Source organism: Stenotrophomonas sp. YJH_SMC_94-11, from assembly GCF_059370435.1.
Genome location: NZ_JCAFTR010000005.1, coordinates 260,327 through 279,039, shown reverse-complemented (window position 1 = coordinate 279,039; position 18,713 = coordinate 260,327). Strand labels below are relative to the sequence as shown.

At 67.3% G+C, this 18,713-nt stretch carries 20 protein-coding genes; 13 read left to right on the top strand and 7 right to left on the bottom strand.

Features of this window, described 5'->3' with window-relative positions:
- Positions 1-154: 154 nt before the first annotated feature.
- Genes AC5P74_RS11665 through AC5P74_RS11640 form a run of 6 tightly spaced genes read left to right on the top strand, consistent with a single transcriptional unit; the run spans position 155 to position 4,251 of the window.
- The gene (locus tag AC5P74_RS11665) at positions 155-943 is read left to right on the top strand and encodes an ABC transporter ATP-binding protein (RefSeq protein WP_049402893.1); all 789 of its coding nucleotides are present in this window, start codon (positions 155-157) and stop codon (positions 941-943) included.
- Positions 943-1,692: an MlaE family lipid ABC transporter permease subunit gene (locus tag AC5P74_RS11660; protein WP_005414955.1), complete on the top strand. Its 750-nt coding sequence runs from the start codon at positions 943-945 to the stop codon at positions 1,690-1,692. Before AC5P74_RS11665 ends, AC5P74_RS11660 begins: the two co-directional genes overlap by 1 nt.
- Positions 1,693-1,751: 59 nt before the next feature.
- Positions 1,752-2,276, top strand: coding sequence for an outer membrane lipid asymmetry maintenance protein MlaD (gene mlaD / locus AC5P74_RS11655; protein ID WP_005411706.1), 525 nt, complete (start codon positions 1,752-1,754; stop codon positions 2,274-2,276).
- Complete coding sequence (locus AC5P74_RS11650; RefSeq protein ID WP_346607553.1) at positions 2,273-2,935, top strand: MlaC/ttg2D family ABC transporter substrate-binding protein; 663 nt, start codon at positions 2,273-2,275, stop codon at positions 2,933-2,935. Before mlaD ends, AC5P74_RS11650 begins: the two co-directional genes overlap by 4 nt.
- Entirely contained in the window at positions 2,925-3,236 is a 312-nt protein-coding gene (locus AC5P74_RS11645) for an STAS domain-containing protein (RefSeq protein WP_005421254.1), read from the top strand. Before AC5P74_RS11650 ends, AC5P74_RS11645 begins: the two co-directional genes overlap by 11 nt.
- Position 3,237: 1 nt before the next feature.
- Positions 3,238-4,251 carry an MlaA family lipoprotein gene (locus tag AC5P74_RS11640; protein WP_065179035.1) on the top strand — a complete coding sequence of 338 codons (1,014 nt, stop codon included), beginning with the start codon at positions 3,238-3,240 and terminating at the stop codon, positions 4,249-4,251.
- Between the two features lie 85 nt (positions 4,252-4,336).
- On the opposite strand, the gene AC5P74_RS11635 is transcribed toward AC5P74_RS11640, so the two are convergent.
- The 3 genes from AC5P74_RS11635 to AC5P74_RS11625 all read right to left on the bottom strand — a co-directional run bounded on the left by AC5P74_RS11635 (position 4,337) and on the right by AC5P74_RS11625 (position 7,029).
- Positions 4,337-4,882, bottom strand: coding sequence for a glutathione peroxidase (locus AC5P74_RS11635; RefSeq protein ID WP_053496738.1), 546 nt, complete (start codon positions 4,880-4,882; stop codon positions 4,337-4,339).
- A gap of 123 nt (positions 4,883-5,005) precedes the next feature.
- On the bottom strand, positions 5,006-5,401 hold the full coding sequence (locus AC5P74_RS11630) for a hypothetical protein (RefSeq protein ID WP_138953398.1): 396 nt from the start codon (positions 5,399-5,401) through the stop codon (positions 5,006-5,008).
- A 71-nt stretch (positions 5,402-5,472) separates the two neighbouring features.
- Positions 5,473-7,029, bottom strand: coding sequence for a DNA recombination protein RmuC (locus AC5P74_RS11625; protein ID WP_053496736.1), 1,557 nt, complete (start codon positions 7,027-7,029; stop codon positions 5,473-5,475).
- Positions 7,030-7,074: 45 nt separating this feature from the next.
- Between AC5P74_RS11625 and AC5P74_RS11620 the strand changes: the two genes are divergently transcribed.
- Positions 7,075-7,680, top strand: a complete 606-nt coding sequence (locus tag AC5P74_RS11620; RefSeq protein ID WP_005421243.1) for a glutathione S-transferase family protein — start codon at positions 7,075-7,077, stop codon at positions 7,678-7,680.
- A 69-nt stretch (positions 7,681-7,749) separates the two neighbouring features.
- Here the strand turns inward: AC5P74_RS11620 and AC5P74_RS11615 are convergent, their stop codons facing one another.
- Positions 7,750-8,757 (bottom strand): zinc-binding alcohol dehydrogenase family protein, encoded by a 1,008-nt coding sequence (locus AC5P74_RS11615; protein WP_171958329.1) that lies wholly within the window; start codon positions 8,755-8,757, stop codon positions 7,750-7,752.
- A gap of 91 nt (positions 8,758-8,848) precedes the next feature.
- Here AC5P74_RS11615 and AC5P74_RS11610 point away from each other — a divergent pair, with 91 nt between their 5' ends.
- The 4 genes from AC5P74_RS11610 to AC5P74_RS11595 all read left to right on the top strand — a co-directional run bounded on the left by AC5P74_RS11610 (position 8,849) and on the right by AC5P74_RS11595 (position 12,472).
- Positions 8,849-9,820, top strand: coding sequence for a LysR family transcriptional regulator (locus tag AC5P74_RS11610; protein WP_053496735.1), 972 nt, complete (start codon positions 8,849-8,851; stop codon positions 9,818-9,820).
- Positions 9,821-9,834: 14 nt separating this feature from the next.
- Positions 9,835-10,464, top strand: coding sequence for a leucine efflux protein LeuE (leuE, locus tag AC5P74_RS11605; RefSeq protein WP_171958331.1), 630 nt, complete (start codon positions 9,835-9,837; stop codon positions 10,462-10,464).
- Positions 10,461-10,880 (top strand): hypothetical protein, encoded by a 420-nt coding sequence (locus tag AC5P74_RS11600; RefSeq protein WP_053496733.1) that lies wholly within the window; start codon positions 10,461-10,463, stop codon positions 10,878-10,880. Before leuE ends, AC5P74_RS11600 begins: the two co-directional genes overlap by 4 nt.
- Before the next feature lie 164 nt (positions 10,881-11,044).
- Positions 11,045-12,472 carry an amino acid permease gene (locus tag AC5P74_RS11595; protein ID WP_049417155.1) on the top strand — a complete coding sequence of 476 codons (1,428 nt, stop codon included), beginning with the start codon at positions 11,045-11,047 and terminating at the stop codon, positions 12,470-12,472.
- Between the two features lie 93 nt (positions 12,473-12,565).
- Here AC5P74_RS11595 and AC5P74_RS11590 read toward each other — a convergent pair whose 3' ends face one another.
- Together AC5P74_RS11590 and AC5P74_RS11585 are read right to left on the bottom strand one after the other, a co-directional pair.
- The gene (locus AC5P74_RS11590) at positions 12,566-13,807 is read right to left on the bottom strand and encodes a dipeptidase (protein ID WP_171958333.1); all 1,242 of its coding nucleotides are present in this window, start codon (positions 13,805-13,807) and stop codon (positions 12,566-12,568) included.
- A 138-nt stretch (positions 13,808-13,945) separates the two neighbouring features.
- Positions 13,946-15,115, bottom strand: coding sequence for a class I SAM-dependent rRNA methyltransferase (locus AC5P74_RS11585; protein WP_005421231.1), 1,170 nt, complete (start codon positions 15,113-15,115; stop codon positions 13,946-13,948).
- A gap of 302 nt (positions 15,116-15,417) precedes the next feature.
- Here AC5P74_RS11585 and AC5P74_RS11580 point away from each other — a divergent pair, with 302 nt between their 5' ends.
- Positions 15,418-16,380, top strand: a complete 963-nt coding sequence (locus AC5P74_RS11580) for a TerC family protein (protein WP_010487446.1) — start codon at positions 15,418-15,420, stop codon at positions 16,378-16,380.
- Between the two features lie 106 nt (positions 16,381-16,486).
- Positions 16,487-17,257 (top strand): rhomboid family intramembrane serine protease, encoded by a 771-nt coding sequence (locus tag AC5P74_RS11575; protein ID WP_053496731.1) that lies wholly within the window; start codon positions 16,487-16,489, stop codon positions 17,255-17,257.
- Positions 17,258-17,409: 152 nt separating this feature from the next.
- Here the strand turns inward: AC5P74_RS11575 and AC5P74_RS11570 are convergent, their stop codons facing one another.
- A complete protein-coding gene (locus AC5P74_RS11570) occupies positions 17,410-18,516 on the bottom strand; it encodes a glycerophosphodiester phosphodiesterase (RefSeq protein ID WP_069138192.1) in 1,107 nt (368 codons plus the stop codon).
- Positions 18,517-18,713 lie beyond the last annotated feature (197 nt).

Below are 18,713 nucleotides of genomic sequence, written 5' to 3'. Positions count from 1 at the left end.
CCAGCCCATCGCCGGTACGGATTGTTCCGCGCTGCCGGCCGATTGTCCCGGCCTGGCAAGGGTCATGCCGTGCCACAATACTGGACCGTCCAGTCTGCTTATGTTCAGCCGATGGGCCCGATCCTTCGATGTCTAAAAAACGTTAATGGTGCCCATGTCGGCTTCCGCCTCCAGTCTGGTGCAGTTATCCAACGTCCGCATCGACCGGAGCGGGCGCACGATCCTGCGTGACGTGTCGCTGCAGGTGCCCAAGGGCAGCATCACGGCCGTGCTGGGCCCGTCCGGCAGTGGCAAGTCGACCCTGCTGGCGGCACTGACCGGCGAACTGCGTCCGGTCGCCGGCGAGGTCACCCTGTTCGGCAGGCCGATTCCGCATGACAGCGGCGCGCTGCTGGAGATGCGCAAGAGCGTGGGTGTGCTGCTGCAGGGCAACGGCCTGCTGACCGATCTGACCGTCGCCGAAAACGTCGCGCTGCCACTGCGCACGCATACCCGCCTGCCGACCGCCGTGCTGCGCCGCCTGGTGGAAATGAAGCTGCATGCCGTGGGTCTGCTGGCCGCTGCCGATGCCTGGCCGCGCGAACTGTCAGGTGGCATGGCGCGCCGGGTCGCGCTGGCCCGCGCGCTGGCACTGGATCCGCCACTGATGATCTACGACGAGCCGCTGACCGGGTTGGACCCGATCGCCTCCGGCGTGATCATGAGCCTGATCCAGCGCCTCAACCACAGCCTGGGCCTGACCAGCATCATTGTCAGCCACCACGTGCACGAGACCCTGCCGATCTGCGACCAGGTGATCGCCATCGCCAATGGCGGCATCGTGTTCCAGGGCACGCCCGAGGCGCTGCAGTCCAGTCAGGACCCGCTGCTTCGGCAGTTCCTGCACGGCCAGCCCGATGGCCCCATTCCGTTCGATGCCGCGCCGCGCGCGAGGGTCGCCTGATGCCGTTCGTCCAAGCCACCCGCTCGCTGGGTCGCGCCGGCCTGTTCTCGCTGACCGTGCTGCGTGGTTCGCTGCCGACCCGTGATTTCCTGGCCGAGCTGACCCGCGAGATCTACAAGATCGGCGCACGCTCGCTGCCGATCATCGCCGTCGGTGGTGCCTTCGTCGGCCTGGTGCTGACCCTGCAGGGCTACCGCACGCTGACCACCTTCGGTGCGGCCGACGCGCTGTCGACCCTGCTCGGCCTGTCGCTGTACCGGGAACTGGCGCCGGTGCTGACCGCGCTGTTGTTCATCGGCCGCGCCGGCAGTTCGATCGCCGCCGAACTGGGCCTGATGCGCGCCACCGACCAGATCAAGGCACTGGAGCTGATGGCGATCGACCCGGTGGCCAAGGCCGTCGCGCCGCGCTTCTGGGCGGCGGTGCTGACCGTGCCGCTGCTGACCGGCATCTTCTGCTCGCTGGCGATCAGCGCCAGCTACTTCGAAGCGGTGCATGTGCTGGGCCTGGACAATGGCGTGTTCTGGTCGGCACTGCGCAACAGCGTCGATTTCTGGGACGACTTCGGCGTGGCGATGCTGAAGTCGGCGATCTTCGGCGGCACCGCAGCGCTGGTCGCCGCCTATGTTGGTTTCCACGCCGAGCCGACCATCGAGGGCACCTCGGTGGCGACCACCCGTGCGGTGGTCAATGCCTCGCTGCTGGTGCTGATGTTCAACTTCGTGCTGTCGGCAATGTTGTTCACCTAACCCCTCCACCGGCGGTGCGCAGGCGCGCGCGGCCACCACGACTCGATCAGGTAATCCACATGGCCATCCGCGGTCCCAGACTCGAATTCTCTGTCGGCGCATTCCTGCTGCTGGCCCTGGCCTCGCTGATGGTGCTGGCCGTGGCCTCGACCAACCAGCGCTGGAGCTGGGGCAGCCAGGGCTACGAGCTGAAGGCGCGCTTCTCCCAGGTCGGCCAGCTGCGCAAGCAGGCGCCGGTGAAGATCGGCGGCGTCACCGTCGGCCAGGTCGCCTCCATCGACCTGGATCCGGTGAAGTTCGAATCCATCGTGACCCTGCGCATGGACAGCAAGGTCAAGGACCTGCCGGCGGACACCTCGGCGGGCATCTTCACCAGTGGTTTGCTCGGCGAGAGCTATATCGGTCTGCAGCCGGGCGGTGACCCGGACGTGCTGAAGGCCGGTGACGAGATCGTCTTCACCCAGCCGGCGGTGGACCTGATCCAGCTGGTCGGCAAGTACATGTTCAGTGGCGGCGCCGGTGGTGGCGCTGCCCAGAAGCCCAACGATGGCGCTCAGGCGCCTGCAACGGAACCGCAACCATGAAAATGAAACTGATTCCCGCCCTGCTCGCCTCGGCGCTGCTGATGGCCACTCCGTTCCTTGCCCAGGCCCAGGCGGCCGCCCCCGCCGCTGCCGCAGCGCAGGGCCAGGCCGGCAAGGTGGTGATCGATGCCGGCACGCGCATTCTCACCACGCTGCAGCAGCGCCGCAGCGAGTTCAGCAGCAACCCGGCCAGCCTGCGCAGCTACATCGACAGCGAACTGAACCGCACCTTTGACCGCGACTATGCGGCACGCCTGGTGCTGGGCCCGCACGCCCGCGGCGCCTCCGACGGCGACATCAAGCTGTTCGCCGATGCGATGGCCGACAGCCTGATGCAGCGCTACGGTTCGACCCTGCTCAACATCCAGGGCAAACCGAGCTTCCGCCTGAAGGGTGAAAGCCCGCTGCCGGGCAACCGTGGCGTGCGCGTCAGCACCGAACTGGTGCGCGCCGGCAACGAACCGACCCCGGTCGAGTACTGGATGCGCAACGTCAACGGCCAGTGGAAGATCTTCGACGTCAACATCGAAGGCATTTCCTACGTGCAGACCTTCCGCAACCAGTTCGATACGCCCTTGCGCCAGAAGGGCATCAAGCAGGTGGCCAGCGAGCTGCACAGCGGCAGCCTGCAGGCCGGGCCGGCGGGCAATGGCAAGTAACGCACTGGCGCTGCTGGAAGGCGACACCCTGCGCCTGCGCGGGGTGCTCGACCGTGCCGCGGTGATTGCACTGTGGCCGCAACTGCAGGCCCTGCCAGCCCAGCTGGCGCGGCTGGAGCTGGGCGAGGTCGAGCGCGTGGACAGCGCCGGCCTGGCTCTGCTGGCCGAACTGGCCGCCCGGGCACGCAAGGCGGGCCATGCGCTGGCCATTTCCGGCGCGCCGGCCGGCTTCAACGAGCTGAGCGCAGCCTACCGGCTGTCGCCCGACCTGGACTTCAACGCTACTTCTGCTGCGAGCTGACATGAACGTCGTACGCACTTTCCCCCTGATCCTCCTGGCCACCGCCCTGACCGCCTGTGCCGGCAAGCCCGCGCGCAGCGACGCACCGGTCGCCAGCACCGTGGTCGCGCCCGGCCCTGCTGCCGAAGCGACGGCCGCAACGGCCGATACCGGGGTGGTCGGTACTGCTCCGGTCGCTCCCGTGGCCAACCCGGCAACGCCTGCCGCTGCGGTGCCGACAACTGCGCCGCAGGGCGCAGAGGCCAGCCCACCGAAGACCGCAGCATCCACCGCCGCCAGCGACGATGATTTCGACGCCCTGTATGGTGGCACCGGCAACACCGGCAGTGCCGCGGCCTACGATCCGTGGGAACCGTTCAACCGCAAGGTCCACAAGTTCAACAATGCGGTCGACCGCGGTGTGGCCCGCCCGCTGGCCACCGCCTATACCCACGTGGTGCCGCGTTTCGCGCGGACCGGCGTCAGCAACTTCTTCAGCAACCTGCGTGCGCCGGTGACCATCACCAACCAGCTGCTGCAGGGCCGCGGTGCCGATGCGTGGGACAGCCTCGGCCGCTTCCTGATGAACAGCACGCTGGGCATCGGTGGCCTGTTCGATCCGGCCAGCAAGGCGATGGTGCCGCGTCGCAATGAAGATTTCGGCCAGACCCTGGGAGCCTGGGGCTGGCGTCGTTCGCGCTACGTGGAACTGCCGTTCTTCGGCCCGCGTACCGTGCGCGATGTGTTCGGCCTGGCCGGTGACATCCCGTTGTCGCCGATCCGCCGCATCGAGGAAGACAAGGTCCGCATCGGCCTGCAGGGCCTGCAGCTGGTCGACACCCGCGCACAGCTGCTGGCGATCGATGATCTGCGCGACACCGCCGTGGACGAGTACTCGCTGGTGCGCGATGCGTGGATGCAGCGCCGCAACTACCAGATCGAGAACGACCTGCGCAGCAAGCGCGACCGTGGCCACGACGATGCCAATTCGCCGATCCCGGTCGATGCCATGCCGATGCCGAACTGGAGCAACTGATCGCTGCAGCCCGTGCATGAAAAAACCCCGCCTCGGCGGGGTTTTTCTTTTCCGGTAGGTGCCAACCTCGGTTGGCACGCTTTCCTCAGGCCGCCAGCGCGGCCTCGATGGCGTCACGCAGGCGCACGTCATCGGCCGCCACGTCCGGGGCAAAGCGTGCAACCACCTTGCCATCACGGCCGACCAGGAACTTCTCGAAGTTCCACAGCACCGCCGGTGCCGGATGGATCGGGATCTCCTTGCTGGCCAGGCGCTCGCGCAGCGGGCCCTCGCCGATCGACTGCGGCTGCGCGGCGGTCAGCTGCCGGTACAGCGGGTGGGTGTCCTCGCCAGCCACGCTGATCTTGGAGAACATCGGGAAACTGACATCGTAGGTGAGCTGGCAGAACTGCTGGATCTCGGCCTCGCTGCCCGGCTCCTGGCCGAGGAAGTTGTTGGCGGGGAAGCCCAGCACTTCCAGGCCCTGCGCGTGCTTTTCCGCATACAGCGCCTGCAGGCCTTCGTACTGCGGGGTCAGGCCGCACTTGGAGGCGACGTTGACCAGCAGCAGCACCTTGCCCTGGTAGTCGGCAAGCGAGGACGGCTGGCCGTCGATGGTGGTGAGGGGAATGTCCTGGATCGGGGTGCTCACGCGGGGCTCCGGCTACGGCGGGAATGGCCCACCAGCATAGCGCCGCGCGCGCTGTTGTAGAGCCGAGCCCATGCTCGGCTGATGCCATGGCAGCCGAGCATGGGCTCGGCTCTACAGGCATCCTCAATCCACGCAGATCGTGCCCTGCGCCTTGCCGTCATCGATACGCTGGCGGCAACCGAAGTTCTGGCTGGCATCACGCTGGCAGGTACCGGACGCCACATCACCGGCCATTGCCTCGCCTGCGGCCAGGCACTGGCCCGTGCAGTCGCTTTTGCGGCTGCAGGCCTTGCCGGCGTCGGCATAGGGAATCACGCATTGCTCGCGCTGCAGCCGGCCGAGCCGCTGCAGGGTGCCACCGGCGGCCTGACAGTCGACGTCACGTGCTTCGCGGTAGGCTTCGACCGCTTCGGGGGTGCCGGAGGCGGCCTGCGTGGTCGTGCCCACGGTCGTTGGCGCGCTGCCGCAGGCGGCGAGCAGCGCGGTCAGGACAAGGCTGGTGAAGCGGGGCAGGCGCATGGCGGTACCTGGTCGAAGCGGACAGGCCGCCAGCATACCCATCGGCGATGCAGGCGGCGTGTCAGCGTGGCTCAGGCCTCGTCGCCCTCGCCATCACTGCCTTCCTCCTCGGCCACCGCATCACCCTCGGCCAGGTCGCCGAGCAGCGACTGCGCCTGTTCGGACGCCAGCGACTCCACGCCACGCAGGCGGCGTTCGATGGTGCGGGTCTTGCGGCTGGCCTCGCCGATGCTGCGGCCAACGGTAGTGATCTGCTTCTCGGCCTTTTCCAGGATGCCGGCGAACTTCCCGAACTCGCTCTTGACCGCACCCAGCAGGCTCCACACTTCGCTGGATCGCTTTTCAATGGCCAGCGTGCGAAAGCCCATCTGCAGGCTGTTGAGCAACGCAGTGAACGTGGTCGGTCCGGCGACCACCACACGGTACTCGCGCTGCAGCAGGTCAACCAGGCCCGGGCGCCGGATCACCTCGGCATACAGGCCTTCGGTGGGCAGGAACATTACCGCGAAGTCCGTGGTGTGCGGTGGCACGATGTACTTGTCGCAGATCGACTTGGCCTGCACGCGCACCGCGCGCTCCAGCTGGATGCCCTGCAGGCGCACGCCTTCGGCATCGCCCTGTTCCTGTGCGTCCAGCAGGCGCTCGTAGTCCTCGCGCGGGAACTTGGAGTCGATCGGCAGCCACACCGGCGTGTCGTCGCTGCTGCGGCCCGGCAGGCGCACGGCGATATCGACCATCTCGCCACTATCCGGGCGCACCCTCACCGCGCGCGCGTACTGCTCCTGGGTGAGTGTCTGCTCGAGGATGTTCTCCAGCTGCACTTCGCCCCAGCTGCCGCGGTTCTTGACGTTCGTCAGCACGCGCTTGAGGTCGCCCACGCCGGTGGCCAGCTGCTGCATCTCGCCGAGGCCACGCTGCACCTGTTCCAGGCGCTCGGAGACGAGCTTGAAGGAATTGCCCAGCCGCGTTTCCAGCGTTGACTGCAGCTTCTCGTCCACGGTGTGGCGCATCTGCTCCAGCTTCTGCGCGTTGTCGTTCTGCAGCGCGCGCAGCTGTTCCTCCAGCGTGGCACGCATCTCAGCGATGCGCTGCTCGTTGCGCTGTGTCAGTTCCTGCAGGCGCAGGCCCAGACTGTCGGTCAGGCGCTGCTGCGACAGCGCGCCCTCCTCGCGGCCCTTGCGTGCATCGTCCACCAGGGTCTGGCGCAGCGCCCCGAGCTGGGTATCGGTGCGCGCAGTGAGCTCCTGCAGCTGCTGGCCAAACGCATGGATGCGTGCCTCCTGCTGCTGGCCGAAGGTCTCCAGCTGGCCGCGCAGTTCCTGCAGCCGCTGCCCCATCAATGCTGCGCCGCGCTGCTGGCTGTCGGCCACTTCAGCGCGCGCTTTGCGGGCATCTTCGCCCAGCGCTTCGCGCAGCAGGTCCAGGCGCTGATCGGTGCGGGTGGACAGATCGGTCAGCGCGCGGGCGAAGCCATCGAGCTGTTCGCGCAGTTCGCTGCGCCCGGCGCGCGCCTCCTCGCGCACGGCCTGTTCCAGGCGGTCATGCGGCGGGCGGCGCAGCAGGGCGACCAGCTGCAGGATGAGCACGGCCAATAGAAGGCCGGCAATGAGCAGATATTCGGTTTGCATGGGGCAAGTGTAGGCTGGCCGAGTCTCAGCTGCTGCGTCAGGACCATGCTCGCTCTGTACGGAAAGCCCACCTCCATCAACGTGCGCAAGGTGCTGTGGCTGTGCGCCGGCCTCGACCTGCCACTCCAACACGAGCCAGAACCACCGGCGGACCTGCTGGCCACGTTGAATCCCAACCGGCAGGTGCCGGTCCTGCGCGATGGCGACTTCGTGCTGTGGGAATCCAACAGCATCTGCCGCTACCTGGCCGTACGTGCTGGCCGTGATGACCTGCTGCCCGGTACGGCGCAGGGCCGCGCCCGGGTCGAGCAGTGGATGGACTGGCAGGCCAGCGACCTCAACAGCGCCTGGCGGCACGTGTTCATGGCGCGCGTGCGCCGGCATCCGGACTACCCGGACGATGCCCGCGCCGAGGCCAGCCTGGCGCAGTGGAACCACTTGATGGGCGTACTCGACACACAGTTGGCCGGTGGCCACTGCCACGTGACGGGCAACGCCTTCACTCTGGCCGACATCGTGCTCGGGCTGTCGGCCCAGCGCTGGCGCAGCACACCTGGCAACAAGCCCGTGCTGCCACACCTCTCGGCGTGGTTCGAACGGCTGCGCGAGCAGCCCGGTTTCGCCACCCACGTCGACAACGGCGTGGCCTGAGGCAGGGGTCAGATCCCTTTCCCTGGGGGGAAGGGATCTGACCCCAAGGGCGCGCGGGAACCGCCGGTGTTACCAGCCTTCCAGCACGATCTTGCCCTTGGCACGCTGGCTTTCCAGCAGCGCGTGGGCGCGCCGCAGGTTGGCCGCGTCGATGCGCCCGAAGTGCTCGCCCAGGGTGGTGTGCAGCACGCCCGTGTCGATCAGCTCGGCCACACGGTTCAACAGGTCATGCTGGCGCTGCATGTCCGCAGTGCGGTACAGCGGCCGGGTGAACATCGACTCCCAGTGCAGTGACAACGCCTTGCGCTTGAGCGCCATCACGTCCACCTGGCCAGGATCATCGATCAGCCCCAGCTGGCCCTGCGGTGCCAGCAGTTCCACGATCTGCGCGTAGTACTGGTCGGAGTGGGTGAGGCTGGCGACATGCTGCACCTCGCTGATGCCGAGCCGCGCCAGTCCCTCGGCCAGCGACAGGCTGTGGTCGATCACGTGGTGTGCCCCCATTGCGTACGCCCAGTCCTGGGTATCAGGGCGCGAGGCGGTGCCGATCACGGTCAGCTTGGTCAGCTTCCGTGCCAGCTGCACCAGGATCGAACCGACACCACCGGCAGCACCGATCACCAGCAGGGTCTGGCCTTCGCCACCACCCTCCGGGATGCGCAGGCGGTCGAACAGCAGCTCCCAGGCGGTGATTGCAGTCAGTGGCAGCGCCGCGGCGGCGGCATCGTCGAGACTGGCCGGCTTGCGGCCGACGCTGCGCTCATCCACCAGCTGGTACTGCGCATTGCTGCCCGGGCGGTCGATGACGCCGGCGTAGTAGACCGCGTCGCCGGGCTGGAACAGGGTCACCTCGCTGCCCACCGCGTCGACGATGCCGACCGCATCCCAGCCCAGCACGCGCGGGCCATCGGTGGCCACGCCGCGGCGGACCTTGGTGTCGACCGGGTTCACCGCCACCGCGCGTACCGCCACGCGCAGGTCACGCGGGCCGGGCTGCGGCAGTTCCAGTTCAATGTCGATCAGGGCCTGGGCATCATCGATCGGCAGGCCGGCTTGGGTGTAGGCAATGGCGCGCATGGCAGCGGTCCAGTGGGGAAGGAGGCGACAGGTTGCGCCGCGCGCGGTCCCTCGGAAAGGCGCAGAATCGGGCAGCACTTTCACTCTGGCGATGAAGATGATCCGCTTCGACGATCTGCAGCTGTTCGTCCGCACTGCCGCACTGGGCAGCTTCTCGCAGGCAGCCCGCGAAGCCGACCTGCTGCCGGGGCAGGTCGCTGCGGCGGTGGCGCGGCTGGAACGCGAGCTGGACCTGCGACTGTTCGTGCGCACCACGCGCAGCCTGCGCCTGACCGGCGAGGGGGCGCTGTACCTGCCGTATGCGCAGGAGGTACTGGCCACCCTGCGCGAGGGCCAGGCGCGCGTGCAGGGCGAAGACGCCGAACTGCACGGCACCCTGCAGCTGTCGGCGCCGTCGGACTTCGGTCGAAATCTGCTGCTGCCCTGGCTGAGCGCCTTTCGCGCCGCGCACCCGCGGCTGCGCCTGCACCTGCGCCTGTCCGACGAAGTGGCCGACGTGTTCCGCGACCCGGTCGACGTGGCCATCCGCATCGGCCACTTCGACGACGCCAACTACGTCGCCCTGCCCCTGCTGGAAGGCAATCGGCGCATACTCGCGGCGTCGCCCGACTATCTGCAGCGGCGCGGCATGCCCACGCGCCTGGACGATCTGCGCGAGCATGATTGCCTGGTCTACCAGCTCAGTGGCCGCGCCTATGATCGCTGGTCGTTCGAGGTCGACGGGCGCCGCAGCGTGATTCCGGTGCGCGGCCCGTTGGTCTGCGATGACGCCGATGTGGTGCGGCGCTGGGCGGTAGCCGGCGAAGGCATCACCTACAAATCCTGGCTGGACCTGCGCGAGGATGTGCTTGCAGGGCGCCTGCAGCTGCTGCTCGATGGCATCGGCAGCCACATACCGTTGCAGCTGGTCTGCCCGCACCGCAAGCAGTTCTCGCCGGCGGTGCGGCAGCTGCACGCGCAGCTGCGCCAGCACCTGCAACCTCTGCTGTCTGGCATGCCCGAAGATCCTGCCGGCCCCCTGTCGCCAGTCCCGGCGCTGGCCGACAATGGCGGCCCCCCGTAAGAGAGAACACCGCCATGCCGTGGATGGGCATCCAGGACCTGTGGACGTTTCTGGTCGCCGTGCTGGTGTTTCTCGCCCTGCCCGGTCCCGGTACCTTCACCCTGCTGACCGCCACCGGCCGTGGCGGTGTGCGCGGCGGCTACACCGCACTGGCCGGCCTGCTGGTCGGCGACCAGATCCTGATGTGGCTGGCGCTGGCCGGCGTGGCCGCGTTGCTCAAGGCCAACCCGCTGGTGTTCCACGCCGTGCAGTACCTGGGTGCGGGCTACCTGGTGTGGGTCGGCATCAGCCTGCTGCGCACGCCGAAGCACGAGGGCGGTGACGCCGGCCCGATCCGCATGCAGCCGGGCCGCTACTTCCAGCAGGCGATCCTGGTCAGCCTGCTCAACCCGAAGGCGATCCTGTTCTACATGGCCTTCCTGCCGTTGTTCATCGACCCGAAGGCACACCAGGGCATCGCCACCTTCGCGGCGCTGGCCGGCATCATCCTGGTGGTCAGCATGGCCTACTGCTCGATGCTGATCGGCGTGGGCAACCTGGCCCGTCGCCGGCTGATCCAGCACCCGCGGATCAGCGACGCGCTGCGCCGCGTGGCCGGCCTGTTCCTGGTGGGGTTTGGCATCCGGTTGGGGCTGAACGGATGAACGGGCGGCTGCCGCTGCTCGGCCTGGCCCTGCTGTTCGCCGGCACCGCCTCTGGCGCCACCGTGCAGGACCATCGCTGCCTGACCGGCGGTCGCAACGGCAGCATCCACCTGGAATGGCGCTGGCTGGAGGACGGACAGTCCGACGTGCGCTACGCCGGCCAGCGCAAGCGCCTGCCCCTGCGCCGGATCTCGATGCAAAGCACGGTGCTGGCCGAAGATCGCCCGTACCAGTTCGACAGCGTCTGGGAAGAGCGCATCGATGGCCGCCTCAACGGCCGCTACCTGTTAAGTACCCAGGGCGCGCTGGTGCTGGACCTGCGCTATGAGCGTGCCCGTGACGGGCGCAGGAGCTCTTTTCACGACGACGTCGAGGCCTGGCAGGAAGACGGCTGCCACTGGCCCGCCATGCCCTGACGTCGCCCGGCGCGGGGGTCCGGCCTGCTTTATGCCGATTCCGGCAGCCTGATCGCGGTGCAGCGCGCGGCGCGTCGGGTATGACCCGCGTCAGTGGTAATGCTGCGCTGCGTTCGGTCACACTCGGGAACTTGTCGTTCTTAGTCACCCCTTCCGAGGCCTGCATGTCCCTGTTCCGGCGCAAGTCCCTAGATTCCGTCACCGTCCACGAAGCCGGCAGGCGTCTGATCCCGACGCTCAGCTGGCCGCACCTGATCGCGCTGGGCATCGGTGCCATCGTCGGTACCGGCATCTACACGCTGATCGGCGTGGGTGCCAACCTGGCCGGCCCGGCCGTGCTGATCTCCTTCGCCATCGCCGGTGCGGTCTGCGCCTGTGCGGCGCTGTCCTACGCCGAGCTGTCGACGATGATGCCGGCCGCCGGCAGTGCCTACACCTACAGTTACAGCGCGCTGGGCGAGGTGTTTGCCTGGGTGGTGGGCTGGAGCCTGATCCTGGAGTACTCGCTGGTGGTGAGTACGGTGGCGGTGGGCTGGTCCGGCTACTTCGTCGGCTTCCTCGAATGGGTCCACACCCAGTTCGGCTGGAACGTACACCTGCCGGCCTGGCTGGCAGCCGGCCCGCACGTGGAAGGCGGAATGATCAACCTGCCGGCGATCATCATCACCTGGCTGGTGGCCGGCATGCTGATGGCCGGCACCAAGGAAAGCGCCACGCTCAATGCGATCCTGGTGGTGTTCAAGCTGATCGCGCTGGCGATCTTCGTCGCCGTGGCCCTGCCCGCCTTCGACAGCGCCAACCTGCAGCCGTTCATGCCGTACGGCTTTGCCAAGTCGATGGGCCCCGATGGCGTCGAGCACGGCGTGATGGCGGCGGCAGCCATCATCTTCTTCGCCTTCTACGGCTTCGATGCGATCTCCACCGCCGCCGAGGAGACCAAGAACCCGGGCCGCGACCTGTCGATCGGCATCATCGGTTCGATGATCGGCTGCACCATCGTCTACGTGCTGGTGGCGCTGGCGGCCGTCGGTGCGATGAGCTACGCGGTGTTCGGCCACAGCGCCGAGCCGCTGGCGCTGATCATGCGCCAGCTGGGCCATCCGACCGCGGCAATGGTGATCGGCGTGATCGCGATCATCGCCCTGCCGACCGTGCTGCTGGCCTTCCTGTACGGCCAGAGCCGCATCTTCTTTGTGATGAGCCGCGATGGCCTGCTGCCGCGTGGCCTGTCCAAGGTCAACGCACGTACCGGAACGCCGGTGGCGACCACGTTGTTCACTGCGGTGGTGGTGTCGGCCCTGGCCGGCGTGGCGCGCCTGGACGAGATCGCCGCACTGGCCAACGCCGGTACCCTGGCCGCGTTCACTGCGGTGGGCATCTGTCTGGTGGTGCTGCGCCTGCGCGAGCCGAACCGCGAGCGTACCTTCCGCACGCCGCTGGCTTTCGTGGTCGGCCCGCTGGCGGCACTGGGCTGCATCTACCTGTTCATCAGCCTGCCGCACACCACCCAGCTGTACTTCCTGCTGTGGAACGTGGCCGGCCTGGTGTTGTACTTCCTGTACAGCCGCCGCCACGCACTGATCGCGAAGTAAACCGATCACCGGTAGTGCCGGCCGCTGGCCGGCAACCCGCATCCTCTTGACAGGGGCAATGCCGGCCAGCGGCCGGCACTACCGCAGGGCGCTTCAACCGCCCTGCTTTGCGGCGTAATCCTGCGCCTGGCGCATCACCCGCAGCAGGTTGCCGCCCCAGATGCCGGCAATCTGCTTCTCGGTATAGCCCTTGCGCAGCAGCCACGCGGTGATCTTCGGCAGCTGGCTGACATCGGGCAGGTCACTCAGTCCGCCACCACCATCCCAATCCAGGCCGATGCCCACGTGCTCGGGGCCGACCACCGTGAGGATGTGCTCGAAGTGGGCGAAGAAGTCGTCCAGGCTGGCGTGGCGCACCGGATGCTCATGGTCCAGCGCCTGTTCGGCCTTCAGCAGGGCAACGCCCTGTTCGATGCCCATGCCTTCCCAGCCGCCCAGCTGCTTGCTCAGCGCTTCCTCGGCCTGCTTGCGCTCGGGCGTCTTCGCCGTATCGATCAGGTAGCCGCCATAGGCGTTCACCTGGATCACGCCACCGGCCTTGGCCAGTTTGCGCAGGCGCGCATCGTCGAGATTGCGCGGATGGTCATAGACTGCCTTGGCCGAGCTGTGCGACAGCACGAACGGCACCGGCATCATCGCCAGCAGGTCGTCGAACACCGCGTCCGAGGCGTGCGACTGGTCGATCACGATGCCCAGCTTCACCGCCTGCCGCACCAGCTCCTTGCCGGCCGGGCTCAGGCCCTTCCACTCGGCCCCCTTGGGATCGGTGGCCGAATCGGCGAACTCATTGTTGGCGAAGTGCACCGTGCTGAGCAGGCGCAGGCCGGCGCGGTGGTAGAACGACAGCAGGCTGGGGTCAGCCACCAGCGGGCTGGCATTTTCCATGCTGATGTAGACCACGCGCTTGCCGGCAGCCTTGATCCGCGCTGCGTCGTCGGCGGTCAGTGCCAGCGCGAAGCGCTCGGGATTGGCCGCCAGCATCTCGCGGATTTCCATCAGTCGCTGCAGGCCGTGGTCACGCTCGGCCAGATGGGCGGTAGCGGTGCGGTCGCCCTGGTCGGTGTAGATCGCCCAGAAACCGCCGTCCAGCGCGCCTTCGACCATGCGCGGGTAATCGACCTGCGAAAGGGCGTTGCGGTCGTGGCGTTGCTCGATGTCGAAACCGCTGCGACCAAAGTTGGCCGGCGTATCCAGGTGGCTGTCGAGCGTGACCAGGCGTTGCTGCAGGGATTTGGCGCGGGCCAGTTCCTGCGCACTGAACTCGATGGCATGGGCCGACAGCGGCGCGCTCAGCGCCAGGGCAAGCACAACGGACAGACGACGCAACGATGGCATGGGCTCTCACCGGCATGGGGAAGAGCCCGACCATAGCGCTGCGGCCGCGCATTGGGTAGCGCCGGGCCACGCCCGGCGGATCTTGAGGCCGTCAGGCAGATCAGCCGAGCATGGGCTCGGCTCTACAGCGTCCCGCGGTCAGTCCACCACGCGGCAGAACACGGCCTTGAGATAACGCGATTCCTGCACGTGGGCCATGAACGGATGGTCCGGACCGGCGCCGGCCACCTTCAGGATCTGGATCGTGCGGCCGGAGAAATAGGCCGCGCGGCGCAGCATGTCGAGGAACTGGTCCTCGGCCACCAGGCCGGTGCAGGAGAAGGTGGCGAACAGGCCGCCCGGCTTGACCACGCCCAGCGCAAGCTTGTTCATGTCCAGGTACTTCTTCAGCGCGGTGATGACCTGGTCGCGGTCGCGCGTCATCTTCGCCGGGTCCAGGATCACCACGTCGTACTGCTCGCCACGGTTGGCGGCGTCGCGCAGCCACGGGAAGATGTCGGACTGGATGAACTTCGGACGCACGTTGTTCAGGCGCGAATTGCCCTTGGCGATCTGGATCACGTCCTCGTCGATGTCGATGCCGATCACTTCCGAAGCACCACGCGCCGCCGCGTACACGGCAAAACCGCCGGTGTTGCAGCACAGGTCGAGCACGCTCTTGCCTTCCACCTGCTGGCTCAGCCACTCACGGTTCTCGCGCTGGTCGGCGAAGAAACCGGTCTTGTGCGCACCGGCCGGGTCGGCGCGGAACTTGATGCCGTACTCGGTGATCACCGACGCTTCGGTGGTGGTGTTGCCGTGGAAGTCGAAGCTTTCCTGCTTCTGCACGTGCTCGTCGGCGAAACTGTGGAAGCGGCAGCCGGGGAACTGCTCGCGCAGCGCATCGTAGATCCATTCGCGGTGGCGGAACATGCCGGCGGCGAAGAACTCGACCACCACCAGGTCGCCGTAGCGGTCCACCACCAGGCCGGACAGGCCGTCACCTTCGCTGTGCACGACACGCCAGGCGTCGGACACCGCGTCGAGCTTGAGCACCTCACGGCGCAGCGACACTGCCTGGGCGATCTTGCGCGAGAACCAGCCGGCATCCACCGGTACGTTCTGGTCGGTTTCAAGGATGCGCACGGCAATGCGCGAGTGCCCGTTGTAGAACCCGCGGCCAATGAACTCGCCATCGATGCCGACCACGTCGACGATGGAACCGGGCTTGGGCCGGACGGTCGGCTTCTCGACCAGTTTCTGGAAGATCCACGGGTGGCTGGAGCGCCACGCATTCTTGAGGCGGACAACGGGAAGGGGGGTATTCATCCACCCATTGTAAACCGGGCGCCGGGGTCAGATCCCCGCAGGGGCTCCGACCCCAGTGCAGGGGCATTTGACGGCGGCCCGGCCAGGCGGCAGAATCGGCCCCAGAAGGGGAGTAGCTCCCAGACGTTGTCGCCGTCATTTCGAGCCCGCAGGCTCCGGTGCAGCGGCAGTTCCAGCCGACTGGAACTGCGAGCGAGACCTTCGCCGTACTGGCGAAGCTCTGTCCCTGGATCCCCTCCCGATCCTCCGTTGCAGATCCTCGCCGTCCGGCCTGGCATTCATCTTTCCAACGGACATTCCCAATGCAGACGATCGGTAACGTGTGGTTGTGGGGCGGCTTCGCAGCGGTGGTGGTCATCGCCCTGCTGGTCGACCTCGTGTTGATGCGCCATGGTGGACCGCACAAGGTCACCTTCAAGGAGGCCCTGTGGTGGTCCATCGGCTGGGTCGCGCTGGCCCTGCTGTTCAACGCCGGCCTCTGGTACTACCTGAATGAGACCGCCGGCCAGGTCGTGGCCAACAAGGTCGGCCTCGAGTTCCTGACCGGTTATCTGGTCGAAAAGGCGCTGGCGGTCGACAACATCTTTGTCTTCCTGATGATCATGAGCTACTTCGCGGTGCCGGAAGAGCAGCGCCAGAAGGTGCTGATCATCGGCATCCTGGGTGCGATCGTGCTGCGTACGATCATGATCTTCGCCGGTAGCGTGCTGATCAGCCAGTTCCATTGGCTGCTCTACGTGTTCGGCGCCTTCCTGCTGTTCACCGGTTGGAAGATGTGGTTCGCCGCCGGCCAGGAGCCGGACCTGGAGACCAACCCGGCCCTGCGCTGGATGCGCAAGCACCTGCGCCTGCTGCCGGACTACGCCGGCAACGCGCTGAGCGTGAAGCGTGATGGCGTGCGCTGGTTCACCCCGCTGTTCGCCGTGCTGATCCTGATCGCGGTCACCGACGTGATCTTCGCCGTGGACAGCATCCCGGCGATCTTCGCGATCACCACTGACCCGTTCATCGTGCTCACCTCCAACGTGTTCGCGGTGCTGGGCCTGCGCGCGATGTTCTTCCTGCTGGCCGGCATGGCCGACCGCTTCCACCTGCTGCCGTACGGCCTGGCACTGGTGTTGGGCTTCATCGGCATCAAGATGATGATCATCGACCTGTTCAAGATCCCGACCCCGGTCTCGCTGGGCGTGGTCGCGGTGATCATCGCCGCCACCGTGGTGCTGAGCCTGAAGTACCCGCCGAAGGAAGGCGAAGGCCAGGCCTGAGCCTGATCCATTGAACGGCGCGGCCGGTGGGATTGTCCCGCCGGCCGCCTCCACTCTCCCGTTACGGTGGCCTTGGTTTCGCGCCAGTCACCGCCATTGCTGAGGTATGGACAACAACGCGCCCCTGCCCGCTGGCGACGTGCCGGCCCCCCGCAATGATCGCTCGCGCATCCTGCGGGCGTTCAATGTCAGCCTGGCCGCCGTGCTGGTGCTGGTGGCCGTGTTCGCCCTGCAGGGCACGTTCGACTGGCGACCGTGGGCGGTCGCACCGCTGGAAGCCAAGGGCCTGCTCGGCCTGATCGGCGGCCCGATGCTGCATGCCTCGGTCGAGCATATCGCCGCCAACAGCATCGCCATCCTGATCCTCGGCACGCTCGCCGGCAGCGTGTATCCGAAGGCCACCGTACGCGCGCTGCCCCTGCTGTGGCTGGGTTCGGGCCTCGGCGCGTGGATGCTGGGCAATCCGGGCAGCGTGCACCTGGGCGCCAGTGGCGTGACCCACGGCCTGATGTTCCTGCTGGCCAGCCTCGGCCTGCTGCGCCGCGACCGTGCGGCGATCGCCACCGGTCTGATCGGCATGCTGTTCTACGGCGGCATGCTGATGACCATCCTGCCGCACGCCGATGGTGTGTCCTGGCAGTCGCACATGGGCGGCGCCTTCGCCGGCATCATCGCCGCGCTGCTGTTCCGCAACGCCGACCCACTGCCACCGCGCCAGCGCTACAGCTGGGAAGACGAAGAAGACGAGGCCGAGCCGCTGTCCGACGACGAGCTGGAGCCGCCGTCACCGCAGCGCGTGCCGGTACTGTGGCAGCCGCGCGAGGGCCAGGACTACGTGGTGATCCCGTTCCGCCGCCCGGACGAACCGCGCAGCTAGGTGACGGTAGTGCCGGCCGCTGGCCGGCAACCTCATGAATCGGTAGTGGCCGACCTTGGTCGGCGCGGTTGTTGTGTGCCAACCAAGGTTGGCACCTACCAGAGCACACCGGCCCCCGGGTAGCGCCGGGCCATGCCCGGCGCGTGGATCGCTCAGTTCCCCGCCGCGCCCATCCCATCCACCGCTTGCCGGCCGAGCGCCGGGTCATCGGTGAAGAACGCATCGATGCCCGTCGCCAGGTAAGCCCGCATCTCGGCGATCGATCCCTCGGCATTGCGCGCGCTGTCGGCACCCTTGCGCAGGTTGCTGGGCTGGAAGTGGTTTTCCGGGCGGAAGGTGTACGGAATCACCATCAGGCCAGCGGCATGCGCATCACGTACCAGCGAGGTCGGCGTGCCCAGCGCGCCCTTGGCATCCAGTGGAATGATCGAACGCAGCTCGGGGCCGATGCCATCGGCGTAGCCGGCAATGTCCTTCAGGCCGGCCGGGGCCATCATCTGCGCATAGGTCAGCGCGCCGCCGGCCTTGGCGATGTCAGCCGGCTGGGTATCGCCCTTCCACAGCAGCTGCAGCAGCCGGATGTTGCTGCCCCGGCCGATCCTGCCGCGCAGGTAGCGCAGGTTGGCGGTCTCGAACGACTGGATCGTGACCGGCCCGACATTGGTGTACGCGTTGCCACGCAGTGCGGCCAGCAGCTTGTCTTCCATCGGCAGGCCGATGGACTGGAAGTAGGTCGGGTGCTTGATCTCCGGCACCAGGCCGATGCCGCGGTTGGCACGCCCGGCCTGCTGCACCAGGAAGGCCAGGATCTCGTCCAGGCTGGCGATGCGGAACTGCCCGTCGTAGGCGGTGCTGCGCAGTTCCGGCAGGCGCTCGCGCGCATAGAGGGTCTTCAGCTCGGCCAGTGTGAAGTCTTCGGTGAACCAGCCGTCGACCTTCTGACCATCGATCACCTTGCTGGTGCGGCGGCTGGCGAACTCTGGATGCGAAGCGACGTCGGTGGTGCCGCCGATCTCGTTCTCGTGGCGGGCCACCATCACCCCGTCCTTGGTCATCACCAGGTCCGGTTCGATGTAGTCGGCGCCATCGGCGATCGCCTGCGCGTACGACGCCAGGGTGTGCTCGGGCAGCAGTGCGCTTGCCCCGCGATGGCCGTAGACCGACACCTTGGGTGCGGCCGGGGTGGAGGATTCAGCACTCATGGCTACCGATGGTGCCACGGCCAGCGACAACAGCAACGCACAACCCCACGACTTCACTGCGACTTCCTCAAGCGGTATGTGATGGCTGTCAGTATGCGGCGGCAATGTGACAGGTGGGGGAAGGGGGGGAGCGGATGCCGGCAGGGGCTCCGATCTGACCGCCGCCACTCTTCAAACAATTCTGATTGAAGCGCTGTAAGGCCCGCGACTAGCCTCGAATGACCAAAAGCGGGTTGTCAGAGGCAGATCATGGA